Below are 25,519 nucleotides of genomic sequence, written 5' to 3'. Positions count from 1 at the left end.
CAGTCTTTACATTTTAAAGTGGCTGTCCACGTATTACAGTCTGTAGCGGGCGTTATATTCTAAATGGAGTTGTGAATGACTGATTTAAGACAATTTGGTAACTCAGCAAAGAATCTATCGAAAAACCCGGTCGGTATTCTTGCTCTTTTTATAGTACCAATATATTCATTTGCAGCTTTGGTTATCACATTTAGCTCTAATCTTCAGGCTGATGAACGAAAAATAATTATATGGTTTATTGTAATATTCTCATTGCTTGTACTTGCCACGTACGTATGGTTGGTTACCTGTCACCATGAAAAATTTTATTCCCCTAACGACTTTAGCAATGAAGATAATTTTGTAAAGTTGACAAATGCGGTTCGAGGAAATTTGCAAAAGGATATTTCCGAAGAAGTAATCAATCAAATAAACCTTAGGATTGAGCAGGCAGAAAAACATCTGGAGTATGAGCGATGCTACCTAAGAATGTATACATACAAGTTGCAAGGTCTCCACGAAACCGCTATCGCTTGGATGGATGAATTGCTCAAACTTAGTGAAAGCTCAGAAATATTGGCTTTAAAAGCATACTCACTTAGCTGTTTAGAGCTGTATTCTGAAGCTTTAAGTTGTGCAATTGACTCAATTCGACTTAACGATTTTAAAAATGCATCCGATATTGCAGCTGTTTACTACAATAGCGCCTATTATAAAGCAAAATTAAACCGTCCACTTTCAGAATTGGAAGAAGACCTTAAAAAATCATATTCGTTAGAATCAAAATTTATAGAGCATAGTTTAAACGACGATGACTTACGAAACTATGATATCAAATCGGTGGTCGCAGAATATAACAAGTCAATGCAGCCAGCCTCTAACGAGTCGGCTGATTGAAGCCTTGTGCCAGCGTATCAACGTCCGCTTCTCGCTCCATTGAGACCTTAACTCTAACTCACTTTGGGGCAACGCTTAAAAGTCAGTTTATGACACAAATGAGACAGTCAGATTTGATTAGGTCCTACTCGTCGGCTCTGACAGTTCAAGCTAAGACCTAATCATATTAAGCTTTTTTAGCTGCGACTAAATTATACACCGCCATCGACGATAAACAGCGCCAGTTGCTGTGACAACTTATCAGCTAACTTTTGCATGGCGTTGTGCTTGGCTGTTTGCGCATAAGAAGACGCGGCTTTCACTTTGTCATTGAAGTGGGCCTTTTCCATACCTTGTTCTTTTACCACCATAAAACTTTCGGCGATGCTGTAATGGGTGCCGGATTTGAATACCTCCTGCCAATTAACACGAAAAGCGAGCTCAAAATCAGCGTTATTCTTACTGATTTGAATACCATTGCTCGACAGTGAACTGGCCATGATATCGCGAATATTATTATGCTCTGAGGAGTCTGCAACAATGCTAAAGCTCAGTGTGTTGAGTACATGCTCGCTAAGTGATAATTGCGATAGTACGTCGTTGGACAGTGGGAGCTTAGGGCTTTGCAACATCTGTAAATAGTCGTTCAGTTTTTGCCTTTTTACGGCCAGAGTACGTAAACTGATTGCCTGTTTTAGGCGTTGTGACTTGCTTTGCTTGGAGAGTGAAATCTGCATAATTTCTTCATCAAGCGCATGAATGCTTAACTCTGTTTGCATAACCGCTTCAGTACGATTAAATGAAGCTAATGCAAAGGCAGTATTGTTTTGCCAAAACTCGTCTTCTATCTTCACGCCTTGCAGTAAGATGTTTGGAACTTTGCTACTGATCAGCTCATCGACGTGATATTGCATCGACTTTTCGGTTGCTGATTGTGCAACCGTGGTGTGGGCAGCAATGGTGACATTGAGTTGCTTAGCCAGTGCAAGTCGAGCAGACTCCTGAGCGGCAAGCTTTGCATTTTGCTTGTCACCTACGCTGTCAGCAATGCCAACTCCATAAATCAAATAATCAGAGCTTGGTGTATTGGTTAGCCATTGTGGCTGAGCAACCTCAGTGGGCTGCTCAGCCGTTGTTTGGCATCCGCTTAGCATCAATGTGCTAATGCATAATATGCTTGTTAGTCTAGAAACCATAGCCTGATCGCTCTTGCAGTTTTTGTATTTTCTTCTGACCATTCCAGACCTCACGATTGCTGGTCATATCAATCAGACGCAGGTCAACCTGATAAAATGTAACGCGCGTGCCGCCTTGTTGATCTACAAAAGAGTTGATAGTACCGGATAACGCATAGTCAGCGCCTTGCTCTTGTCCCATTTCATTTTGTGTTTCTAGACTAGCGTTAAGTTCTTGATCTTTACGCTCATCTCTAATTTCCTGCCTGATCTCCTTATTGGCAACGAAGTCAGCTTGCCCAGAGCGCAAAATTGCACGTTTCAAATCGTTCAAGAACGTATCCACGGCGATATGCTGGTGTGATTTGTTGCGAATAGACTGAATGATGATAGCAGGGCGAGTTCCTTCTTTTTTGAGGTGATCATTAACCCACGGGAAGCTCAACATGTCGCTGATCATTGCCTCGGAAACAAGCTGAGAGTCTTTACCATTCCATTTATCCGACAGCGCCACTTCTTGATTAGCATCTATACGTTGTACTTTGGTGCTTTGACAGGCACTCAGTGCAAGTGTCGAGATCACCGCAAAAGGGACTAGCTTAAGTAATTTGCGATTGTATTTCATACCATTATTCCATGTTCAAAGTTGAGTTGGTGTGTACGGCTTGCTCGCTTGGTGTCTTCATAAAAGTGCGAGTATGCCAAAGGCTCATGGCGTCATTAGCAGTGATATGTTCACTTTGCTCAACAATATGCCCAGAGCGCAAATAAGTTTTAATTGTTATGTCGTGTTCTCCCGTGGGGAGCGATAGTTGTGCGACGCGTATCTCCGCTGGTAAGGTTTGCCACTGCCTTGTATCCGCTGAGGCCGTAACCGCATTCACGACTGAGGAGGTCAGCTTTGCTAGGTTCCCAAACAGATCATTTTGTTCAAACCCGACTTTGTGTAATGCCTTTCTAGCAGACAAGGCTTTGAGTATTTCTCGGCTAAGCGCAGCATGGATTTCGGTATTGGCCTGCTTTAGCGCATCTTGCAATGTCAGTAAGCTCACCGAGTGATAGGGAAGTAAGGTGGTGAGCGGTTGGCCATTTAACCAGACTTCACTATGTGTTACTTGATTATCAAGTGGCTCAAGATAGGTGACGGAGATCCGGGCGCCAAATTGAAGTGCGTCAACAACACCTAGTTTTACCGCGTCATCCCATAATGGCCCCAAAGGCAAACGTTTAGTGAGTGCGCCCATTGCAACATCACCCACATCACCCAAGATATAGTTTTGCATCATATCAAATATGCTGGTGTCTGCATGAAGCATCTGGAACCAACGCATTTGGGCCTGTCGTTCTTTATGATTGCCAAGCAGGATGGGTGTCATCACCAGTGCTTTTGACTCAGTGTCTGCACGCAACAGCAAGTTGAGTTGCTTTCTTTTTGGCGCAATGCCAATATTTTGTAGCAGTGTTACATTTGCAGCAGAGACTGCTTCATGCTCACCTGTTGGTTTGAGCGCTTGCAATTGGCTATCATAGCCGCCAGCTTTGCGCATCACACGTATTAACCCTAAACGGGCTTGCTCTGCTATTTGCTCAGGCAATTTGTATTGCTGTGAAAAGCCATTTTTGTACATAAACATTGCACGTTCATATTGCAGGCGAGCTGAATCCCATTCACCGCTTTGTTCAAATAATACGCCACTGAGGAAGTGAGCAAATGCATCGTCTTTATAATCAATGTTTTCAAGTAAATCGCTAGGTGCAAAAATGGGCTTGAGTAGCAGATAAACTTTTTTTGAGAGGAAGTCATCCTCTTGTTTTTCATCATAACCACCGGTTTGCGCTTTTAGCTGACTTAAAAAAACATCGAGTTGACGCATTTCAACGAGAGCTGCGTCGTAATAATGCCCAGAGTCACTAGGGTGAAGTTTTGCAAGTGCATTATAATTGAGGGCTTTCATAATATGAATTTGCGGTAGGTAATAGGCTTTACCTTTGTAGGTTGAGTAGGTTGGACCACTAAATTGTACCAATGCCAGCTCGGTAACACTTTGCGTGTAAAACGACTCTATTAGCGTCAGCGCAACTGCAAGTTGTTCGTTACTTTCAAGGTAGTTTTTCTCTAACTGGAGTAGACTCGCCATTTCAAGGTGATACAGTAGTCTATCGTTCCCAGTTTTATTATAATTTTGGGTAACATTTTGTTTAGCCTGTATAAAGTTTCCTTGCTGAGCAAGTTGAGCGGGTGAGAACTGATTAAACTGTGTAATATTACATGCACTGAGTAATACAGTGTGGAGATAAACGATACACAATGTTGTAATTTTTTTTATACGGGCACTCAATGACACATCCTATGTTCAGTCGAAAAGAGACGATTTGAATAACTACTGCGATTAACTTAAATAAACACAAAGCATTTGAAAAGCAATAAATTGTTAAAAATCGTTTTTACAATTTATTACTGTTCGGTGCATGATTGTTTGCTAGATTAGAGAATAATAAATACTTCAGGCCAAAAGGAACAAAAATGAAAATTAAACCACTGATCACTACGCTTGTACTTGCAGGGATGCTAACAGCCTGTAGTTCTACCAAAAACGACAGTGCATCAAGTTCAAGAGTGAATATTCCTGATTGGGTGCTTAACCCAGTTGTTGAGAATGGTATAGCTGCCGCGGATTGTATTAAGTATTCTGGTAATATATCAGTCGATCAAAAAATGGCCGTCGCAAATGCGCGCTTGGCGTTGGCGCAACAAATTGAAGTACGTATCGAGGGCCTAGACAAAACCTTTGCTAATCGTACCGACGCGAATGATGCCATGACGGTAGGTAGCACGTTCAGTTCAGTATCAAAGCAACTAACCAAACAAACCCTAAACGGTTCGCGCGTAGTTAAAGCTGATGTTGTGGATATATCAGGAAAAGATTATTTTTGCGCATTAACGACCTTGTCACCGGAGTTGACCAAGACGCTGTTTAAAGACTTGATCCAATCTGCAAAACCTTCAATAGACCCTCGAGACGAACAGTTCTTGTATCAAGAGTTTAAAGCATTTAAAGCTGAACAAGACTTAGAGAAAGAGATCGAACGACTAACTAATTAAGTTATATTTGTGAGACACACGACTGTAACTTAGCTTAAGGATTGTGTGTCTCATTAGTCGGTCATTATTGCTATAAAAGGAGCAGCAATGGTGAATAAAAAACAGATGCTTGGCGCTTTGAGTTGTCTCACATTGGCGATGGCCAGCGGGCAAGCGCTTGCAGCCCAATCGATTCTATTCAGTGAATTGAATGAGGCGATGTCACAGTGGCAAAGCAGCTATCAACAAACAACAGCCAAGGATGAATTTGAGCAATTCAAATTAGACCACTTACAAGAGTTTGATAGGTATGTTGAACAACACTTTTGGGAATACGATAAGTTTAGAAATGAGCTGATATCGAGTTGGGGAGAGGCGCAAATTTCTGAGCAAGCGCGGTTTGTTCAATACAATCAAGAAAATAATGCGCGATTAAATATTGATTTTGAAAATAACACGCTCACTATCAGTGTTCGCCATTCTGAGGCGCAAAAACTTAACTCAGAGGATGCGTACCGAGAGTTTCAACAGCTTTTACCTTCTGTCGACAACGCTGTTCTAGAGGTATTTTTCCAAGACTTTATCGCTCAGATAAAACAAGCAGACTTTAAGTCTGTGGCTGAATATGACGTAGACAATAACCTCAAAGTTAAATCTTTACTGCAGGCAAAACAACAGATCAAGCAACAAACTGAGCAACAACTACAGGTTGTTGAACGCCAGTTGGATGACAAGCTTGCGCTACCTTCTGATCCTGAACAACAAGAAAAAACGAAAAAGTTGCTAAAACAGAAGCGCCAACAACTAGAACGTTTGCAGACGAAGCGCATCGAGCGTTTAGCTTCACACATTAGAGAATTTGCAAAATCTTCCCCACCGAAAGAAAAGGTGAGTGAGTTTACATTTAAGTTAACTGAACACGCTAAGCGTCCGGCGAGGGCTAAAAACTATGTTGACGCTGTGGCAAAGCACAGTGAGCGATTTGATATTGCGCCTAGCCTCGTTTTTTCTGTTATGCATACAGAAAGCCACTTTAATCCGCTAGCGAAATCAGCCATTCCTGCATTTGGACTGATGCAAATTGTGCCCAGCAGTGCCGGTGTAGATGTAAACCGCTTCTTGTACAACCGCGATGAGCCTATGCCCAGTTCTTATCTTTACATTGAAGGTAACAATATAGAAGCGGGGACCGCATATCTTCATATACTAGATAAACGCTATTTAAAGCATATTAGCGACCCGTTAAGCCGCAAATATTGCATGATAGCGGCATATAATACTGGAGCGGGCAATGTGGCTAGAGTGTTTAACAGTGATGGTTCACGTAATATTCGTAGCGCCAGTCGCATCATTAACTCCATGACGCCAGCAAGAGTGCTAGAAGCATTAGAAAAAGGTTTGCCTTACGATGAAACAAAGCACTATTTAAAGCGTGTTCTCGAACGCGAACCGCTTTATCAAGAGATTTAAGTTGCTAAAGTGACAATCACGAATTTCACTTAGTTGTTTACTAAAAAGCCGGGCTAATTGCCCGGCTTTTTACTGTCAGGTTTAGTCTTCTAATCTACCAATATTTTCATAAAAGACATCTCTTCGCTCGTTTAAATCTTTGCTATATATAATACCCAGCGTACCGTCTGAAAGCTCAGTTACTTCTGGTGCAAAAGAGTCTATGCTTTTGACACTTATTTCATTCGAGAACAACTCGTCTTCATTAAACTTACGTGTATAAAGAGTGCTGTTACTTGAATAGAACAACCTTATTGCACCATTATGCTCAATCAATGATGGGTTGGATCGACCACTAGATTGAAGCCTCTGAATCTCCGAGAAACTCTCACCATCACTGGAAATAGAAACAATAGTTGCTTGATGCTCACTAGAGTAATAGGTCATGAGTACTCTACCATCTGGCAATTGTATTGTTTGTGCTCCAATGTCATAGTCTTGGTAACCACCTGCTAATTTCTGCTCTGTCCAACCTCTTAGATTGTAAGAAGTTCTAGTATAGATATTGGTTTGGCGGTAGTCATTGCTTGGCGCTGCTCTGTACGTTAAAACGTACTTGCCGCTTGGCAATCGAACCATTGACTGCGGTTCAAACGTATTGATCATACATTCATTTGGATGATCGCATGTTCTATATTCAGATAAATCTATCTCAGAAAATGCGATCCAGTTATTGTATTCGTATTTAAAAATACATATAGAAGCTAAATTACAAGAAGTAGCTAGAACTAGGTTGTTGTCTGAGTCTTCAAACAAAAAGCCACCACGACTGGAGGTGTTAGTCGGTGGTGATGAGCCTTCAGACCAACTCTGGCCATTGTCTGTTGAAGTCGACATGACTACACGACTAAAACCTGCGCTGTAAAGTGCTAATAAATCGCCATTACTACGTGTAATCAAAGATGATGCGTACGATTCTTCAGGCTTTTGAGCCGTAATGTTGACACCAGGATCTGGGTCAGGCATATATTCACAAGTGCTTCCAGATGCACACTCTACGGTATAGGATACGATTTGTTGCCAACCGTCAGAATTATACTGCCCACCACACACATTATCAGCTCTGGAACAATATACTGACACTCTTGTTTGGAAGCTACCCGAATACTCAACTGCTGGAAAGGAGACAATCCATTCCATAGCGTCATAGTCATATCTTCCGTTGAAGTAACCATCCTCGGTATATTTTGTTATGTATCTATCAGGAGAGGCTTGATCATAAGTGTAGTATTGTACGTGCCAACCATCGCGAGCTGATAATACCTCAAAGTTATTTCCGAACCCTTTGACTCTGATGTTGATCTGTTCGCCTGTCAGATAACTATTCTGTGCGCCAACTAGCTGAATGTGATCTTCCGTATCCGGTGTGCCATCATTGTCGTCGTCAAGGTCTTGGTTATCACCAATGCCATCACCATCAGAGTCACGCGATTCAGTAGCGTCAAGTGGGAATGCGTCTAGCTCATCAGCAACACCATCGTTGTCATCATCGGTGTCTGCGTTGTTACCAACACCGTCAAGATCAGTATCCGCCCACTCTTGATTGTCTAACGGAAAGGCATCTTGATCATCGTTGAAACCATCGTTGTCGTCGTCAAGGTCTTGGTTATCACCAATGCCATCACCATCAGAGTCACGTGATTCAGTAGCATCAAGTGGAAATGCGTCTAGCTCATCAGCAATACCGTCGTTGTCATCATCGGTGTCTGCGTTGTTACCAACACCGTCAAGATCAGTATCCGCCCATTCCTGATTGTCTAACGGAAAGGCATCTTGATCATCGTTGAAACCATCGTTGTCGTCGTCAGCATCGGCATTATTGCCTGTACCATCACCGTCAGTGTCGATTTGTTCATTCGGATCTGTAGGGAATGCATCTTCAGTATCCGGCGTTTCATCATTATCGTCGTCAGTATCTGCGTTATTGCCCGTACCATCACCGTCCGTGTCTAACCATTCTTGGTCGTCTAATGGGAAAGCATCGTAGAGGTCTAACACGCCATCATTGTCATCATCGGTATCCGCATTATTGCCAGTTCCATCGGCATCTGTGTCTAACCACTCAGATGCGTTCAAAGGAAATGCGTCAGCAGCATCTTCGTAACCATCGTTGTCATCATCGGTATCTGAATTGTTACCAATGCCATCGCTATCCGTATCTAACCATTCGGAATTGTTAAGTGGGAAGGCGTCTTCTTCATCATTGACACCGTCATTATCATCATCAGTATCAGTATTATTACCAATACCATCTGAGTCTGTATCTAGCCATTCTGTTGGGTCTAATGGAAATGCGTCTAGTGTGTCGTCATAGCCGTCATTGTCATCATCAGCATCATTGACATCGTTTATCCCATCATTGTCATTGTCTAAATCGTCGATATTGCTAATGCCATCTCCATCAATATCGATATTTGTAAACACACTAGAATAACGTAGCACTAGCTCTGAACTACTCATAGCTGAAGTATCCACAGTGCTGTAGCCAGTCACAGCAGTTTCCTCTGCCATCACACGACTTAGTTCAGAAACTAGTGGTAAATCAGTACCTGGTATATTTAAAGTGTGAATTGGTCTGAGTAAAACTGCGATGTGTTCTAGGCTGTAAGAGAGTTCATCACTTTCTGATTGTGCATCTAATTTACCATCATGAAGGTCTAAAACCAGCTGATCGAGTAAGTGATCAACCGTGAGTTGCTCATCACCAATGGCTAGGCGTAATTGGTGTACTAAAGCTGCATTAACCTCGTTGATAGTTCGTACATACCAAGTATTTTTTTGTTGATTGCTCGCTACGGTTGCATCTGTTAGTAAAGGTGCAGTGTTGAGCAGGCTGATACCTTTATCCAAACCAAATGTGAACAGAGATTTTATTTGTGCTTCGGCACTGACAATAGCTTGGAGTGTGGTTGACCCAGCGATAGCTTTACTAAGGGCCAGTTTTACAACTAAGGTAGATAAAGGCGTTGCGTATAGAGGTTGCTTTGCTTTTATTTGTTCAGCGCTGAAGATGCCACGCAATACACCAAAGATAGGCTTTTGCCCAGTAGTGATATCTATGGTGCTTTCATTGGCAGAGTATTCGATGACAAAAAAGTCATTTATATCGCCTTTGAGTGATAGGTTTTTTATTTGTGCTGTTTCATCGGTGCCAGCAGTACCAAGTAACTTTCCAAGGCCATTGGGAGCGTGTTTGTCGAACTGATATATTTTGACATCGGCAAATTGTAATGGCCCCTTTACTGCAACCCCTTGCAGAGGATAAACAATTTCTGTGGCTTTATCCGTATCAATATTCGGGGTTGAAGTTGCAGAGCCAGAATCTCCGCCACCACATGCGCTAAGTAGTGACATAGCCACAGCAATACAAACAAGATTTCTGCTTGTATTCAAATGATCAAACATAGTTATATATTCCTATATATCCAAAAGTATAGTAAAGGTGAGTTTTTGTGACTTCAGGGAGTAATCGACGTTGATTCAAGTGCAATTATGTCAGCACTTTCCATAAAGTTCCATTTTGGGGAAATTCTACACTAAATAGTAAAGTATTAGAACTGTTGCAATAATTATGAGGGGTATTAGAGTCGATTTTTCAAAGCTTGTAAGCAAAAATCAATATAAATCAATTTAGTAAATAAGTTTTTTACTGTGAATAAATGTAAAGTAAAATCATGTTGTTGTGGTTACGCAAATAGAAAGCGGTAGTACTTAGATAAGGAAAAAGTAAATAAATAACAGCGTGAGAGTATCGTTTATGGATATTTTATAAAGGAAAGGCCGCAGTTGCGGCCTTTTTTATTATTGAATATTTCTATTCGGCATGGCTCGTTTGAGCTTCAGAGGTGCGTTCACTTACAGTGGTGAAAGCCATAGTTGAGGCCATTGCTGCACTAGCTTTACCTGTAGGTGCTTTAGAACCGGCAGATAAACCAGAGTTAGCCACCACTTCTCGTGCCTCATGAGGCATAGCCGACGGAGTGATCACCTCTATAGCTTCATCAACACTACTGGCTTTCGTCATTGGTGAGCTTGCCGTGTTGGTGTAGCGCACACGAGACTTCTCTTGGCTTGTATCGTGCTGACTTTGCTTTGCTCGCTCTTCATTAACGATTGCTGCTTTAGCCGGTACTGTTTCAGTCGTATCAAGTTCAACGTCTTGAGTTTGCGGCTCCGCTGCAGTATCTGTAGCTAACTCAGTTGCTTGAGTTTCAACGTTTGTCTCAACAGCCTCTGTATCGGTATTCGCATCAAGTGTTGTTTCTGCACCTGTATCCACATCACCTTCAACAGTATTTGTTTCAGTTGTTGTCTCTACATTTACTTGTGCATCAGCTTCAGCAGATGGTTCAGCATTTGTTTTAGCATCTACTTCAACAGACTCAGTTGATGGTTCAACTTGTGCTGTGGCTTTCTCTTCATCAATCGCTTCAGTCACTGATTCAGCCGTTTGTGTATCAACATCTACTTCAACAGCATCAGAGACAACTTTAGGTTCCTGAGAGTCTGCATCGTGTGAAGCAACTTCATCAGTAGTGTTACTTGCTTCAGCATTTGTCGCATCTTGAGCTGCTTGTTGTTGCGCTTCTACCTCAGTTTCAGCAGTCATAGCTACTTCAGGGTGCTGCTCTTGAGCTTTTAACTGAGCTTCATACTCAGCCGCAGCTTGGTCAGCAACAGGTATAAACGCAGGTTCGGCTTCTTTATCACCTTCTGGTTTACGACGACGCTGACCTGCAGCACGAAGATGACGAGGAGAGCGACGAGAGCGTGTTCTTGGTGCCTCTTCTTTCGACTCTTCATCAGGTGTTGCCGCTTGCTCAGTCGGCTCTGAGGTTACAGTTGGCGCATCTAGCTCGTTAACCTTTTGTGGTGCGCCATTGTCAGCAGATGTAGTCGTTACCTCTGGCTTTGACACTTCTTCAGTGCGCTCAACTTCACTTGGTGTTGTTTGCGTAGGGACATTTTCCACCGCTTGTACATCTTGTGCTGCAACAGTTGAGTCATCTTTTGAAGTAGTGTTTGCATCAACCTGATCGTCTAAGCGTACTTTCTTGCGTAAGTTACGACGCTGACGACGTGGCTTAACCTTAGTTTCTTTAGCTTCTACCTCAGTTTTTTGTGACTCAGTCGTGCTTTGTGTTTCAGCTTTATTTGCATCATTATTACGCTTGCGCTGGTTTTGACGGCGACGTTTATTACGACCTTCGCCTTTTTCACGATTGTCTGTAGATGAACGGTTATCTGAGCTGTGAGCTTCCTGCTGTGTATTACCGCTTTGTGGTTGATCGTCTCTTTTCTTCGCATTATTGCGGCGACGATTTTGCCCGCGACGACGGTTGTCATTACTACGGCGAGGCTTTTGCGCGGAGGACTTTTTCTGTTCTACTTCTTTCTCTGGCGCAGTGTCAGAACTAAATAAGCCTTTCAACCAATTACCAATACGCTCTAACAGGCCAGGCTCTGACTTAGTTACAGGCGCTTTTGCAGGTTTTTCAGCTGTTGGTGTCGGTGCAGGAGCGGTAGGCATCACAACACCTTTAAGTACAGGTTCTTCTCTAACAGCCGAAGGAGCGCGAGAAACTTCAAGCACTTCAGGCTCTGGTACTGTCATCTGCTCATAGCTTGCCGCCTGAGATGTTTCATCCTTACGCAGGCGTATTACTTCGTAATGTGGCGTTTCCATATGTTGATTTGGAATAATGACCACATCACAATTGTGACGCTTTTCAATACGATGTACTGACTTGCGCTTTTCGTTTAAGAGGAAAGCACCAACAGTGACAGGTACTTGGGCATTCACTTGAGCGGTGTTGTCTTTAATTGCTTCTTCTTCAATCAAACGTAAGATTGATAGGGCAATCGACTCATTTGAACGAATAGTTCCTTGGCCACTACAGCGAGGGCATGAATGCTGGCTTGCTTCACCTAGGCTTGGACGCAAACGCTGTCGCGACATTTCTAACAAACCAAAACGTGAAATTTTGCCAATTTGTACACGCGCACGGTCAGGGCGAACAGCATCTTTCAAACGGTTTTCAACTTCTCGCTGGTGGCGCGGTGGGGTCATATCGATAAAGTCGATAACAATCAAACCACCTAAGTCACGTAAACGCAACTGACGTGCAATTTCGTCTGCCGCCTCTAAGTTGGTATTGAGTGCTGTTTCTTCGATATCTCCACCTTTGGTAGCTTTAGAGGAGTTGATATCGATAGACGTTAGCGCTTCAGTTGGGTCAATAACGATTGAGCCACCAGAAGGTAATCGCACCTCGCGTTGGAAAGCCGATTCGATTTGGCTTTCAATTTGGTAATGTGTGAATAGCGGCACATCATTTTGATAAAGCTTAACACGATTCATGAAATCAGGTCTAAAGCGCTCGATATGAGCTTTAGCTTCTTCAAATACGCGAGCTTTATCGATAAGAATCTCACCAATATCACGACGTAGGTAGTCGCGAATAGCACGGAAAATAACATTACTTTCTTGGTGAATTAAGAATGGCGCTTTACCACTATTGGCAGCTTCTTGAATGGCTTGCCAGTGCACTAGCAAGGCTTTCAGGTCGTATTCAAGTTCTTCGTACGATTTGCCTACACCAGCGGTACGCACGATAAGCCCCATGCCTTTAGGTAATTCTAAACGGCTTAGCGCTTCTTTAAGTTCAATACGTTCATCACCCTCAATACGGCGAGAAATACCACCCGCTCTAGGGTTATTTGGCATCAACACCAAATAACTACCCGCTACGCTGATAAAGGTTGTTAATGCAGCGCCTTTTTGACCACGTTCTTCTTTATCAACTTGAACAATCACTTCCTGACCTTCTTTGATCACATCCTTAATATTGGGACGGCCATTGAAGGTATAACCACTCGGGAAGTATGTTTTAGCAATTTCTTTAAGAGGAAGGAAACCGTGGCGCTCGGCACCATAATCAACGAAGGCGGCTTCTAAAGAGGGTTCGATGCGGGTAATTTTACCCTTGTATATATTGGCTTTTTTCTGTTCGTGACCTGGGCTTTCGATATCAAGATCGTATAGCCTTTGGCCGTCAACCAGTGCTACGCGCATTTCTTCTTGCTGCGTGGCATTGATCAGCATACGTTTCATATTGTTACTCTACTTTCAAATTTAGTCGAGCCTGACTGTCTCAGCGGGAGCCAATTTAGTGTTCTATTGGTTTTAATGCAGTCTCACGACTGGGGAAAATAAGAACATTTCACAGTAACCTGCCTTGCAATACCAGATTTGGATTTGGCCAAACTCTGCTCTGTATTGGGCGATGCATTTGCATTTGGTTTTCGCACGGGCTAAATGGCTCGGCGTTGCTAACTATCAGACAAATATATTTATTTCTTGCTTTTTCTGTTTTTTAATCGTGCTTAATCTCACTTACGATCTATTACGCGCACCGTAAGGGGTTAAACGCACGTGTTTTTTCGGGTGTGACAAAAGCTTTGGAAATCCCAGCTTCAATCTGTATGATCTGACACCCATGATGTGCTTCACGATTAGTATTTTGCGATTAAAAAAGCGGTTTCGCAAAATTGCGAGCCGATTATCCCACTAATACCCTCGTGATAGCAACTAAATTATTACTCAAATCAGTGATTAGGCAATGTCAGAAAAGTCCGGTTTAAAAGTTAGCTTCGTTACCATTACCGAAGATCAAGAGGGTCAAAGGATTGATAACTTTTTGGTTACCCATTTAAAAGGGGTGCCAAAGAGTGCGGTGTATAAAATTTTGCGCAAAGGCGAAGTACGAGTAAATAAAAAACGCGTCAAACCGGTGTACCGCCTGCAAATTGATGATCTGGTACGTATTCCGCCAATTAAAACCGCCGAACGCGAAGAGTTTGTGCCACGTAACTTAGATAAAATATCAGCGTTGGAAGATGCTATCATCTTTGAAGATAAATATCTGATAGTTATTAATAAACCGTCTGGAATGGCGGTGCATGGCGGGAGTGGCCTAAGTTACGGTTTAATAGAAGCATTGCGCGTACTCAGGCCAGATGAAAAAAGTCTGGAATTAGTTCACCGTTTGGACAGAGATACGTCAGGCTGTTTATTAATTTCAAAACGTCGTTCCATATTAAAGGGACTTCACGAGCAGTTGCGTGAAAAAACTATGGAAAAAAACTACTGGGCATTGGTTTGTGGCGAATGGGCTGCCAAGGTCAAAAATGTTACCGAGCCGCTACGTAAAAATACATTACAATCAGGCGAGCGGGTGGTGCGTGTGGATGAAGAGCAAGGTAAACCTTCTCACACACGTTTTAGAGTGTTAGAACGTTTCAATGGCTGTACTTTAGTACAGGCGTCACCTGTAACGGGGCGTACACATCAGATCCGTGTTCATACTCAGTGCAAAGGTCACCCAATCGCGTGTGATGACAAGTATGGTGATCAGGTGTTTGATGCAAAAATGCGAGAGCGTGGCTTAAACAGGTTGTTTCTTCATGCCCACGATTTACGCTTTTTACATCCTAAAACAGAAACTACAGTTCACGTTGAAGCGCCACTGGACAAGGCGCTAACGAATTGTTTGAAGACCCTAAAGGAAGAGTAAATGCAATATAAGTTAGTTATTTTCGATTGGGATGGAACGGTAATGGATTCCGTGCCAAAAATCGTCAACACGTTGAAGCTCGCAGCAAAGAGCGTGGGTGTTGCTATACCCAGTGATGAAAGGGCCGCAGCAATTATTGGTTTATCACTAGATAAGGCTGTAGCCACACTATTTCCGCACGAGCAAGCGCATTGGGCAGCGCTTGCTCAAGCTTATCAACACCAGTACAAACATGGCGATAATACCGATACACCACTGTTTGAAGGCGCTGAAGAATATATTCGCAGTTTAAAAGCGCAAGGCGTGTTACTTGCAGTTGCGACGGGAAAAGGCCGCTCAGGGCTTGAGAATATGCTCGCAAAATCAGGATTAGGCGACTGCTTTGTAACAACCCGTACCGCGGATGACGCTAAATCTAAGCCAGACCCCGATATGATCCTGCAAATCTTAGCTGAGCTGGATATTGAGCCAGAAGATGCACTTATGATAGGTGACTCTTTACTCGATATGAAGATGGCTCAAAACAGTGGCATTGATGCCATTGCAATGAGTTGTGGTGCTGCCAGTGTGGAGCAACTTGAACAAAGCTGTGCACTGGCTATTTGTGAAGGCTATGCTGAGCTAGCAATGAGGCTGCAAGCTCAAAACGTCGAAGCCGCGCTCTGCGAGTAACTGGTTAAGACGAATTAAAGGGAGACCGACTAAGCTATTGGGGTCGTCTCCTTCAAGCTTTTCAAATAAGCAGATCCCTAATCCTTCACTTTTAAAGCTCCCAGCACATTGATAGGGCTGCTCTGCGTCGCAATATGCTGAAACTTGCGCTTCAGTAAGCTCTTTGAAGTGCACGTGAAAGGGCTCTAGGATGGTTGTTGCAGTATCTGACTCAATGTCATACAAGCACAGACCCGTTAAAAATGTAACTTTGTCGCCACTAAAACGACACAATTGTTTGATAGCGTTTTCTTTATTGTGCGGTTTACCCAAGATGCTGGTTTTGTGGAGTGCTACTTGATCAGAGCCAATGACTAGGCCTTTTGCAAAATGTTGTTGGGCACTTTTAGCTTTTAGCTCACTGAGTCGCAGCACTAACTGCTCTGCTGACTCACCCTCAAGTGGTGACTCATCAATGTTGGGTGAAAAGTAATCAAAAGGTAAGTTGAATTTTTTTAAAATCGACTGCCTAAATGGAGAACTTGAAGCTAGAATAAGGGGTATTTTCATAAATACTCACGGGTCAATTGAACAATGCCGGTAGGATAGGGTGCAATAACGCGAAAAACAAAGGAAAGTTTGATTTTTATTTTGACTAAGCTACTAACTATCTATATGATGCAGCCCCTATGCAAAAGGTGAAAATTCCCATCACCCTTGATCCTTGTAGAGCCGCTCAGCGCCGTTTAAGTTATGACGGAGTTGTTCAGCTTGAAGAACTTTCTCGTCTAGAGCAAGTTGTACAAGATCAATCAGGTGAAATAGCGGTAAACATTCATTGCAAAAATGATGAGCAAGGGTTAGTTGTTGTTAGCGGAACTATTCGCGCACACCTTTCTGTTATTTGTCAGCGATGTAATGATGAATTAGGGTTGGATTTGGTACAAGACTTTGCTTATTCTCCTGTTGGATTAGGTTCAGAGTCGGATGATCTTCCCGAATGCTACGATGTGGTGGAACTAAATGAAGAAGGTGAAATCAATCTTCGTCAACTTATAGAAGACGAATTGATTTTAGCAATTCCAATTGTTCCTATGCACAACGAAGCATCATGCGCCTATTCTGACGAGCCTGCCAGCTTCGGAGAAATAGAATCGCAAGAGAGCAAACCAAATCCATTTGAAATTTTAAAACAACTTAAGAAAGATTCTTAGGAGAAGGCTAATGGCAGTACAAAAAAGCAAAAAGTCTCGCGCACGTCGTGGCATGCGTCGTTCACACGATGCTATCAGTGGACCAGCTTTAACTGTAGATCAAGTTTCAGGTGAGACTCACCGTCGTCACCACGTGACTGCAGATGGTTACTACAAAGGCGTTAAAGTAATTTCTAACTAAGAGATTGCTTTATGCTGACTCATCTAACCATAGCGTTAGATATGATGGGGGGCGATTACGGCCCCCGTTCATCTATCCCTGCAGCAGTCAATGCTGTTAATAAGCACCCCAACTTAACGCTACTGCTTTGTGGTAACGAAGTCGTTATCAGTGATGGTTTAAGTAAGCTCGACTCGCTCAATCACCCCCGTTTGATCATCAAACATTGTCCAGAAGTGGTCACCAATAGCTGTGAACCTGCTTTAGCTTTGCGAAATAAAAAAGCTTCTTCCATGCGCATTGCCTTGGATCTTGTTAAAGAAGGCCAAGCACAAGCTTGTGTAAGCTCAGGTAATACTGGCGCGCTATTTTTTATGGCACATTATGTATTAAAAATGTTGCCTGGCATTAAGCGTCCAGCGTTAATCTCTTCCGTGCCAACAGAAAAGAAGCAACCAGTATACTTACTAGACCTTGGTGCGAACGTTCACTGTGATGCTGAAACGTTATTTCAATTTGGAATTATGGGGTCCATCGTAGCGGGTCAGGCACTCTCTATTGAACGTCCTAAAGTTTGTTTGCTCAATATCGGCTCAGAAGATATCAAGGGCCATGAGGGCATTAAGCAAGCAGCAAAATTGATGAAAAGCACTGAACATATTAATTACCAAGGCTATTGCGAGGGCAGTGACATGTTTTCTGGCAAAGCGGATGTGATTGTATGTGAGGGGTTTGTTGGTAATGTAGCGTTAAAAACCTGCGAGGGGATTGCCAAACTTATTATGCATAAGTTTACAAAAGCGCTTAAAAAGCACGTTTTGTACCGAATATTAGCTTTAGCTTTACGCCCAGTTATAAAAAAACTATATAAAAGGGTGAACCCCGACCAGTATAACGGCGCAAGTCTGGTAGGATTGCGGGGTATTGTAGTGAAAAGTCATGGAAATGCCTCGAATAAAGCATTTCTTGCTGCGATTGAGGAAGCCGCCAGAGAAGTAGAACGCCGCATTCCAGAAAAGATTCAAGCAACTTTTGCGCAGATAGCAGCAAAATCAGAACATCCGCCATCGTCATTCGGCAAATAACAGTTTTGTCGTAACCGAATTTACGTGGCGTAATAATTATCTAGAAGAGCACAATATGTCACAAAAAATTGCACTTTTGTTTCCAGGCCAAGGCTCACAAGCCGTTGGCATGTTGTCAGAATTATTAGAGTCCTCAGAAATCGTAAAACAGACATTCGCTGAGGCTTCAGAAGCATTAGGCTATGACCTCGCTGCATTGGTATCCAATGGTCCAGAGGAAGAGCTAAACCAAACTCACCGTACACAACCTGCGTTATTAACCGCAAGTGTGGCTATTTATCGCCATTGGTTAAGTGAAAACCAAGAGCAAAAAGTAGTTATGGCAGGCCACAGTCTAGGTGAATACTCAGCTTTAGTATGTGCGGGTGTCGTGTCTCTTGCCAAAGCCGTGAAGCTGGTTGAGAATCGTGGCTTGTACATGCAAGAAGCTGTGCCTGCAGGGGTTGGCTCAATGGCGGCGATCATCGGCCTCGATGATGCTGCGATCGAGGCGGTTTGCGGTGAAGTCGCTGGCGAACAAATTGTGTCACCAGTTAATTATAATTCTCCTGGCCAAGTTGTGATTGCGGGCCACAAAGAAGCCGTTGAGCGCGCCTCGCAAGCGTGTAAAGAAGCTGGCGCTAAACGTGCAATGCCACTTGCTGTTAGCGTGCCTTCTCACTGTGAATTGATGAAGCCAGCTGCACAAAAGCTAGCAGCTGATTTGGCTGATTTAAACTTTGCAAAAGCTAAATTCGACGTGATCAACAATGTAGACGTGGCTGTTGCTACAACTGAACAAGAAGTTAAAGATGCACTTGTGCGTCAGTTATACAGCCCTGTACGTTGGACCGAAACTGTACAACTACTAGCGAAGCAAGGCATCACTCAGGCTTACGAGTTTGGACCAGGAAAAGTGTTAGCTGGATTAGCAAAACGTATTGATAAATCTGTTGCATGCAGTGCCGTGAACGACATTGCCTCTATATCTGCAGCAAAATAATTAGAGAAGACTAATACCATGAGTAAACTATTTTCATTAGAAGGAAAGGTCATTTTAGTGACTGGTGCGAGCCGAGGCATAGGCAAGGCTGTTGCGCAAGCTTTGGTTGCACAAGGTGCTAAGGTGGCAGGTACAGCAACAAGTGAGTCTGGTGCTGAAAAAATCAGTGATTATCTTGGCGCTAATGGTAAAGGCTATGCACTGAATGTAACCGATGCAGACTCAATCGCGACGACGTTGGCCGCTATCAAAGCCGATTTAGGCGATGTTGATGTACTGGTTAACAATGCAGGGATCACTCGTGATAACTTATTGATGCGCATGAAAGACAGTGAGTGGGACGATATTATTGACACTAACCTCAGCTCTATCTATCGTTTGTCAAAGGCTGTATTACGCCCAATGATGAAGAAAAAGTCTGGCCGTATCATCAATATTGGTTCGGTAGTGGGTACAATGGGTAATGCTGGACAAGCTAACTATGCAGCAGCGAAAGCGGGCGTAATTGGTTTTTCTAAGTCGCTAGCACGTGAAGTCGCTTCTCGTGGCATTACTGTTAATGTCATCGCACCTGGATTTATTCAAACAGATATGACCAACGAGCTTACAGATGAGCAAAAAGCGGCAACGCTTGCAAACGTGCCGGCAGGACGTTTAGGTCAGCCAGAAGAAATTGCTGCAGCGGTTTGTTATTTGGCATCAGATGCTGCTGCATACGTATCTGGCGAAACATTGCACGTAAATGGCGCGATGTACATGGTATAAATTCGGTACAGGTCACATGTCAGTTTAATTTTTTGTGATCTTGCTGCAAACATACTTGAAATTGCTATTAAAATGAGCGATAAAAGTAGAAAATATTAGCTAAGAGGTTTGACCAGACAAAAAATTCTGAGCAAATCCTTGAATCACAGTATTATGCGCCGTAAACTACGCCGCAATCTGAAAATAACGCAAATGCGTTTTAATAAAGGAAAGAAGAATGAGCGATATTCAAGAACGCGTAAAAAAAATCATTATCGAGCAACTAGGTGTTAAAGAAGAAGAAGTGAAATCAGAAGCGTCTTTCGTTGATGATTTAGGTGCTGACTCTCTAGATACTGTTGAACTTGTAATGGCTCTTGAAGAAGAGTTCGATACTGAGATCCCTGATGAAGAAGCAGAGAAAATCACTACTGTTCAAGCAGCGATCGATTACGTTACTGCTCACGCTGAGTAATTAGCGAACACTCAGGGCAGCATTCGCTGCCCTTAGTTTTTTTATTCCCCTCATAAAATAATAATCCCTTTTTTGGAGGAAACCGTGGCTAAACGTCGAGTCGTAGTAACTGGCTTGGGTATGTTGACGCCGCTGGGTAACGATGTAGCGTCAACCTGGCAGGGCTTATTAGATGGCCGTAGCGGCATCGAAAACATCACTCACTTTGACACATCATCTTTCGGAACCAAATTTGCGGGCCTGGTCAACGACTTTGATGCAACCCTGTATATGCCTAAAAAAGAAACCAAGAAAATGGATTTATTTATCCAGTATGGTATCGCGGCGGGTGTGCAAGCAATTCAAGACTCAGGGTTGGAAGTGACTGATGACAATGCCCATCGCATCGGCGTAGCCGTAGGCTCTGGGATTGGTGGTTTAACACTGATTGAAGAAAACCATATTAAGCTGTTAAACAGTGGTCCACGAAAATTATCACCATTTTATGTGCCGTCGACCATTATCAATATGATATCTGGTCACCTTTCAATTATGCACAATTTGCGTGGCCCAAATATTTCAATCGTTACGGCGTGCACAACGGGTTTGCATAACATTGGTCATGCTGCGCGTATGATAGCGTATGGCGATGCTGATGCTATGGTAGCTGGTGGTGCTGAGAAAGCATCTACACCGATAGGTATGGGTGGGTTCTGTGCGGCTCGCGCCTTGTCATCTCGCAATGACGATCCGCAAGCAGCCTCTCGTCCTTGGGATAGAGACCGTGATGGTTTTGTGCTGGCGGATGGTGCTGGTGTGATGGTACTTGAAGAGTACGAACACGCAAAAGCGCGTGGTGCAAAAATCTACGCAGAGCTGGTAGGCTTTGGTATGAGTGGTGATGCTTACCATATGACTTCTCCACCGGAGGACGGGTCGGGCGCGGCGCTTGCGATGCAAAATGCCTTAAATGATGCGGGTATTAATGCCCAACAAGTTGGCTATATTAATGCTCACGGTACGTCTACGCATGCGGGGGACAAAGCTGAAACGCAAGCAGTGAAATCGGTGTTTGGTGATGCTGCGCAACAAGTTATGGTGAGTTCATCTAAGTCTATGATGGGACACTTACTCGGAGCTGCGGGTTCGGTTGAGTCTATTATTACAGCCTTATCACTTGTGAATCAGCAAGTCACGCCTACCATTAATTTGGATAATCCAGATGAAGGGTGTGATTTAGATTATGTACCTCACACAGCACGAGACGCAAAGCTTGAATATGCACTTTGTAACTCGTTTGGCTTTGGTGGAACCAATGGCTCGTTGCTATTTAAAAAGGTATAATGCCAAGTAGGCATCTAATAAAGAGCCTGGCTACGCTGGGCTTTTTTGTGGGTAGGATATGGAAATAAAACAAGAAAAATCAATATCCAGTTACGATCGAGGGCTACTATACGGCGATGGCTTCTTTACCACAGCGCATGTTCAGCATGGCCAGATATTGTTGTGGGACTTGCATTTGCAGCGATTGCGAACCTGTCAACAACGGTTAGGTTTTTCACAACTAGACTGGCAAAGTCTAGATAAATACTGCAAGGATGTATGTGCCAGCACCTCCCAAGGGGTACTTAAGATAGTAGTAACTCGCGGCGAAGGAGGAAGAGGATATTTACCACCAGAGCACGCAACACCCACGGTAATCGTTCAAACATCACCTTATCCGGCCCATTACCCAGCCTTGCACGATAGCGGTCTTCGTTTACAGTATGCACAAACCAAATTGGGTCATCAGCCGTTGCTTGCTGGACTAAAAACCTTAAATCGCTTGGAGCAAGTGCTCATCAAACAAGAAGCGCAGCAATATGATTGTGATGATGTATTGGTGGAAGACATCAGTGGTAATGTTATTGAAGCGTCCGTTGGTAATTTAATTGCTATGAGGGGGGGTAAAGTGTATACGCCCACATTGCATAACTGTGGTATTTTAGGCGTATATTTGCAGCATCTTGAACGAAATAACCATATTCAAAGGGTAGATATGAGCCGCAAAGATTTACAAGCAATGGATGCGCTGTTCGTGTGTAATAGTTTGATGGGGTGCATATTTGTTCGTTCCTTGGGCGAGCAGTTATTTGATTTATCTCTTGCGCGTAAGCTCAAATCTCAATTAGAGTCTGGGGTGTTATGATAAAAAAAATATCCTTATTTCTCCTACTAACACTGCTAGGAATATCCGTTTACATCTATTACAGCGTTCAGAGCCTCAAAAGTGAGCCGTTAAAAATAACAACTGAATTGTATGAAGTCACTCCCGGTACTGGATTTAATCGTTTGTGCAAAGACTGGCAAACTAAGGGCTATGTAGAATCGTGTTTTAAGTACCAAGTTTATTCTAAATTTGTGCCGGAATTGTTTCATTTAAAGGCGGGTGTATATGAACTAAGCGGGATGACGGTTCTTCAGGCTGTAAACAAAATACATCGTGGTGAACAGAAGCAATTTAGTTTTACCATCATCGCGGGGGATACGTTCCAAAACATTTTAAAGAAATTAAAAAGCAGCCCGTATGTTGTTTATCCAAATGATGAGCAAAAGCTCATAGAAGCAATGCAGGTTGATGGTGCGCCAGAAGGGTGGCTATTACCTGAAACCTACCATTATGAAGCCTATACGTCTGCAAGCGCAGTGTTAAACCGCGCAAAAGAGAAGATGCAATCGGTATTGCAACATGCGTGGCAGCAGCGAATGGATGCTTTGCCTTTAAATGAGCCGTATCAAGCATTGATCTTGGCATCTATTATTGAGAAAGAAACAGGGCATGCACCCGAACGAGCAACCATAGCATCGGTGTTTATTAATCGTTTGAATCGCAATATGCGTTTGCAAACTGACCCCACGGTGATTTACGGTTTGGGAGATGAGTTTGACGGAGACATTAAACGTCGACATCTAAAAGAGCATACCCCGTACAATACATATAGAATTAAAGGGTTGCCGCCGACCCCAATTGCAATGCCCTCAGCTGAAGCGATTTATGCGGCGACTCAACCTAAGCAGACACCGTATTACTATTTTGTGTCTAAAGGTAATGGACAACACCAGTTTTCAAAAAGTTTACGCGAACATAATCAAGCGGTACAAAAGTATATTCTAAAGAGTAATAATGACAGCTAAATTTATTGTAATAGAAGGCCTTGAAGGAGCCGGAAAGTCAACGGCTATGGCCATATGCCAACAATTTTTGCGACAGCATGAAATTGATTTTGTGCAAACACGGGAACCCGGAGGAACGCCTTTAGCTGAGTCTTTGAGAGACCTTATCAAACAGCAGCATGTGGAAAAAGTAGCTGCTGAATCGGAGCTGCTGATGATGTATGCGGCGCGCGCACAACTGTTACATAATGTCATTCGTCCAGCACTAGATAAAGGTCAGTGGGTGTTGGCAGATAGGCATGATATGTCTTCTCAGGCATATCAAGGTGGAGGTCGTGGCTTGCCAATAAGCACCTTATCTTCTTTGGCCGATATCGTATTAAAGGGGCTCAAGCCTAACCTTACACTGTACTTGGATATTCCACCACAAGTTGGGTTGGCAAGGGCTAAAGGCAGAGGTGAATTAGACAGAATAGAGCTAGAGGCTTTAAGCTTTTTCGAGCGCACCAGAGCGCGTTATTTGCAGCTGGCTGAAGAAGATGAACACTGTGTGACAATCAACGCTAACCAGAGTATTGAACAAGTACATGCCGATATTATTCGCGCATTGGAGCAGTTTTTTCAGCAGGTACGCGGATAATGTACCAGTGGCATGAAGGGCTTTGGCAGTATTTTAGGCTTAGCCAGCAGCAGGGGCGCTTTCACCATGCCCAGTTGTTCCATGGCCCATCAGGGGTAGGCAAGCAAGAGCTGGCCAAACAGCTGGCTCAAGCAATTCTATGTGAGCAACATCAACAGCTTACAGCGTGTGGCATGTGTAAAAGCTGTTTGTTGATTGCGGCTCAAACCCATCCAGATTTGCTGTGTATCGCGCCTCAAGGGCAGAGTATTTCTGTGGATGCTATTCGTGAGCTGGCTGATTTTGTCCACCACTCGGCACAGCAAGGTGGGCGTAAGGTTGCCGTTATTGCCAATGCCCACAAAATGACTCACTCAGCGGCAAATGCATTACTGAAAACACTTGAAGAGCCGAATACTGGCCGATATTTATTGCTGACAAGTGATGATTTAAGTCAGCTCTCAGCGACCATTTTAAGCCGCTGTAACAAAGTTCAAGTCACAGTAACAGACCCCCAACATGCACAACAGTGGCTGCAGAATATGCTCCCACAGGAGCAGGTGTTTCCTTGGTTGACACACTTTGCTCATCAACCCTTAAAAATAGCGATGTGGTTCAATGAGGGGGTGTTTGAAAAAGTTGATCTGTTATACAGATTTGCATGTGGTATCAAAGCAAGTCATAATTTCAATCAGGTACAGGGCATTTTAAATGATCACCCTGAATTGCTTGAAGTATTTTGTGTATTTATGCAACAAAAGCTAAAAGCAAAACTGTTAGAAGGGCTTTCGTATCAGGCTTATAGCGAAGGGCAGGCGGCGCTCAATCAATTTATGTCAGATACGCGTCAAATATTGGGTTTAAACCAATCGCTGGGACTTAATAAGCTAATGAATACAATAAAAAATATCATTGAATAGGAAAACCAGTGCAAGAATTGCTCTTAGATCTCCAAGAACCAGATGAGTTATACCGATGCTATATGGCAACCTTAAAACAAGGCGGGCTTTTTGTTAAGAGCAATGCACGCTTTGAGTTAGGTCAAAATGTAGTGTTACGTGTTACTTTGCCCGATGAAATTGAAGAGCACCGGATTGTTGGTAAGGTTGTTTGGATCACACCGCAAGGCGCTCAAAACTCCAATCCACCTGGTGCTGGCGTGAGTTTTATTGAGGATCCTGACCGAGTAAATGACCGTATAATAAAGCAGCTGGGCACAGCGTTAAATTCTGATAAACCCACCTACACCATGTAAGAGTA

General features: G+C 43.2%; 23 protein-coding genes. 17 read left to right on the top strand and 6 right to left on the bottom strand.

Annotation, left to right across the window (positions count from 1 at the left end):
• Positions 1–75: 75 nt before the first annotated feature.
• Positions 76–876, top strand: coding sequence for a hypothetical protein (locus L1070_RS01780; protein WP_237124236.1), 801 nt, complete (start codon positions 76–78; stop codon positions 874–876).
• Positions 877–1,067: 191 nt separating this feature from the next.
• On the opposite strand, the gene L1070_RS01775 is transcribed toward L1070_RS01780, so the two are convergent.
• Genes L1070_RS01775 through L1070_RS01765 form a run of 3 tightly spaced genes read right to left on the bottom strand, consistent with a single transcriptional unit; the run spans position 1,068 to position 4,369 of the window.
• Positions 1,068–2,051: an LPP20 family lipoprotein gene (locus L1070_RS01775; RefSeq protein ID WP_237124235.1), complete on the bottom strand. Its 984-nt coding sequence runs from the start codon at positions 2,049–2,051 to the stop codon at positions 1,068–1,070.
• Complete coding sequence (locus L1070_RS01770) at positions 2,041–2,655, bottom strand: penicillin-binding protein activator LpoB (protein ID WP_070985109.1); 615 nt, start codon at positions 2,653–2,655, stop codon at positions 2,041–2,043. Before L1070_RS01770 ends, L1070_RS01775 begins: the two co-directional genes overlap by 11 nt.
• Positions 2,656–2,659: 4 nt before the next feature.
• A complete protein-coding gene (locus tag L1070_RS01765; RefSeq protein WP_237124234.1) occupies positions 2,660–4,369 on the bottom strand; it encodes a hypothetical protein in 1,710 nt (569 codons plus the stop codon).
• 185 nt (positions 4,370–4,554) lie between these two features.
• On the opposite strand from L1070_RS01765, the gene L1070_RS01760 reads away from it, so the two are divergent.
• Together L1070_RS01760 and L1070_RS01755 are read left to right on the top strand one after the other, a co-directional pair.
• Positions 4,555–5,133, top strand: coding sequence for an LPP20 family lipoprotein (locus L1070_RS01760; protein ID WP_237124233.1), 579 nt, complete (start codon positions 4,555–4,557; stop codon positions 5,131–5,133).
• Between the two features lie 87 nt (positions 5,134–5,220).
• Positions 5,221–6,582 (top strand): transglycosylase SLT domain-containing protein, encoded by a 1,362-nt coding sequence (locus L1070_RS01755; protein ID WP_237124232.1) that lies wholly within the window; start codon positions 5,221–5,223, stop codon positions 6,580–6,582.
• Positions 6,583–6,663: 81 nt separating this feature from the next.
• Here L1070_RS01755 and L1070_RS01750 read toward each other — a convergent pair whose 3' ends face one another.
• Together L1070_RS01750 and rne are read right to left on the bottom strand one after the other, a co-directional pair.
• Positions 6,664–10,026, bottom strand: a complete 3,363-nt coding sequence (locus tag L1070_RS01750) for a sialidase family protein (RefSeq protein ID WP_237124231.1) — start codon at positions 10,024–10,026, stop codon at positions 6,664–6,666.
• A 409-nt stretch (positions 10,027–10,435) separates the two neighbouring features.
• Positions 10,436–13,735: a ribonuclease E gene (rne, locus tag L1070_RS01745; RefSeq protein WP_237124230.1), complete on the bottom strand. Its 3,300-nt coding sequence runs from the start codon at positions 13,733–13,735 to the stop codon at positions 10,436–10,438.
• 508 nt (positions 13,736–14,243) lie between these two features.
• Between rne and rluC the strand changes: the two genes are divergently transcribed.
• Positions 14,244–15,197, top strand: coding sequence for a 23S rRNA pseudouridine(955/2504/2580) synthase RluC (rluC, locus tag L1070_RS01740; protein WP_237124229.1), 954 nt, complete (start codon positions 14,244–14,246; stop codon positions 15,195–15,197).
• Positions 15,198–15,869 carry an HAD-IA family hydrolase gene (locus L1070_RS01735; protein WP_237124228.1) on the top strand — a complete coding sequence of 224 codons (672 nt, stop codon included), beginning with the start codon at positions 15,198–15,200 and terminating at the stop codon, positions 15,867–15,869.
• Here L1070_RS01735 and L1070_RS01730 read toward each other — a convergent pair.
• Positions 15,819–16,418 carry a nucleoside triphosphate pyrophosphatase gene (locus L1070_RS01730; RefSeq protein WP_237124227.1) on the bottom strand — a complete coding sequence of 200 codons (600 nt, stop codon included), beginning with the start codon at positions 16,416–16,418 and terminating at the stop codon, positions 15,819–15,821. The genes L1070_RS01735 and L1070_RS01730 overlap by 51 nt on opposite strands.
• 119 nt (positions 16,419–16,537) lie before the next feature.
• On the opposite strand from L1070_RS01730, the gene yceD reads away from it, so the two are divergent.
• From yceD to L1070_RS01670, 12 genes are all read left to right on the top strand, one after another.
• Positions 16,538–17,062: a 23S rRNA accumulation protein YceD gene (yceD, locus tag L1070_RS01725; protein ID WP_237124226.1), complete on the top strand. Its 525-nt coding sequence runs from the start codon at positions 16,538–16,540 to the stop codon at positions 17,060–17,062.
• Between the two features lie 10 nt (positions 17,063–17,072).
• A complete protein-coding gene (gene rpmF, locus L1070_RS01720; RefSeq protein ID WP_070985127.1) occupies positions 17,073–17,243 on the top strand; it encodes a 50S ribosomal protein L32 in 171 nt (56 codons plus the stop codon).
• A gap of 11 nt (positions 17,244–17,254) precedes the next feature.
• Entirely contained in the window at positions 17,255–18,307 is a 1,053-nt protein-coding gene (plsX, locus tag L1070_RS01715) for a phosphate acyltransferase PlsX (protein ID WP_070985130.1), read from the top strand.
• A 55-nt stretch (positions 18,308–18,362) separates the two neighbouring features.
• Positions 18,363–19,289 (top strand): ACP S-malonyltransferase, encoded by a 927-nt coding sequence (gene fabD, locus L1070_RS01710; protein WP_237124225.1) that lies wholly within the window; start codon positions 18,363–18,365, stop codon positions 19,287–19,289.
• Positions 19,290–19,307: 18 nt separating this feature from the next.
• On the top strand, positions 19,308–20,054 hold the full coding sequence (fabG, locus tag L1070_RS01705) for a 3-oxoacyl-ACP reductase FabG (RefSeq protein WP_070985133.1): 747 nt from the start codon (positions 19,308–19,310) through the stop codon (positions 20,052–20,054).
• A 217-nt stretch (positions 20,055–20,271) separates the two neighbouring features.
• Positions 20,272–20,508 carry an acyl carrier protein gene (gene acpP / locus L1070_RS01700; protein WP_070985135.1) on the top strand — a complete coding sequence of 79 codons (237 nt, stop codon included), beginning with the start codon at positions 20,272–20,274 and terminating at the stop codon, positions 20,506–20,508.
• Between the two features lie 84 nt (positions 20,509–20,592).
• The gene (gene fabF / locus L1070_RS01695; protein ID WP_237124224.1) at positions 20,593–21,831 is read left to right on the top strand and encodes a beta-ketoacyl-ACP synthase II; all 1,239 of its coding nucleotides are present in this window, start codon (positions 20,593–20,595) and stop codon (positions 21,829–21,831) included.
• Between the two features lie 58 nt (positions 21,832–21,889).
• The gene (gene pabC / locus L1070_RS01690; protein WP_237124223.1) at positions 21,890–22,675 is read left to right on the top strand and encodes an aminodeoxychorismate lyase; all 786 of its coding nucleotides are present in this window, start codon (positions 21,890–21,892) and stop codon (positions 22,673–22,675) included.
• Positions 22,672–23,661, top strand: a complete 990-nt coding sequence (gene mltG / locus L1070_RS01685) for an endolytic transglycosylase MltG (RefSeq protein ID WP_070985141.1) — start codon at positions 22,672–22,674, stop codon at positions 23,659–23,661. The genes pabC and mltG overlap by 4 nt, the downstream gene beginning before the upstream one ends.
• On the top strand, positions 23,651–24,280 hold the full coding sequence (gene tmk / locus L1070_RS01680; RefSeq protein ID WP_237124222.1) for a dTMP kinase: 630 nt from the start codon (positions 23,651–23,653) through the stop codon (positions 24,278–24,280). Before mltG ends, tmk begins: the two co-directional genes overlap by 11 nt.
• On the top strand, positions 24,280–25,179 hold the full coding sequence (gene holB / locus L1070_RS01675; protein ID WP_237124221.1) for a DNA polymerase III subunit delta': 900 nt from the start codon (positions 24,280–24,282) through the stop codon (positions 25,177–25,179). Before tmk ends, holB begins: the two co-directional genes overlap by 1 nt.
• 8 nt (positions 25,180–25,187) lie before the next feature.
• Positions 25,188–25,514, top strand: a complete 327-nt coding sequence (locus L1070_RS01670) for a PilZ domain-containing protein (RefSeq protein ID WP_070985148.1) — start codon at positions 25,188–25,190, stop codon at positions 25,512–25,514.
• Positions 25,515–25,519: the final 5 nt, after the last annotated feature.

The sequence above is a fragment of the Pseudoalteromonas sp. MMG022 genome (genome assembly GCF_021654245.1).
GTDB classification, from domain to species: Bacteria; Pseudomonadota; Gammaproteobacteria; order Enterobacterales; family Alteromonadaceae; genus Pseudoalteromonas; species Pseudoalteromonas amylolytica.
This window is presented reverse-complemented; position numbering and strand designations above follow the sequence as displayed.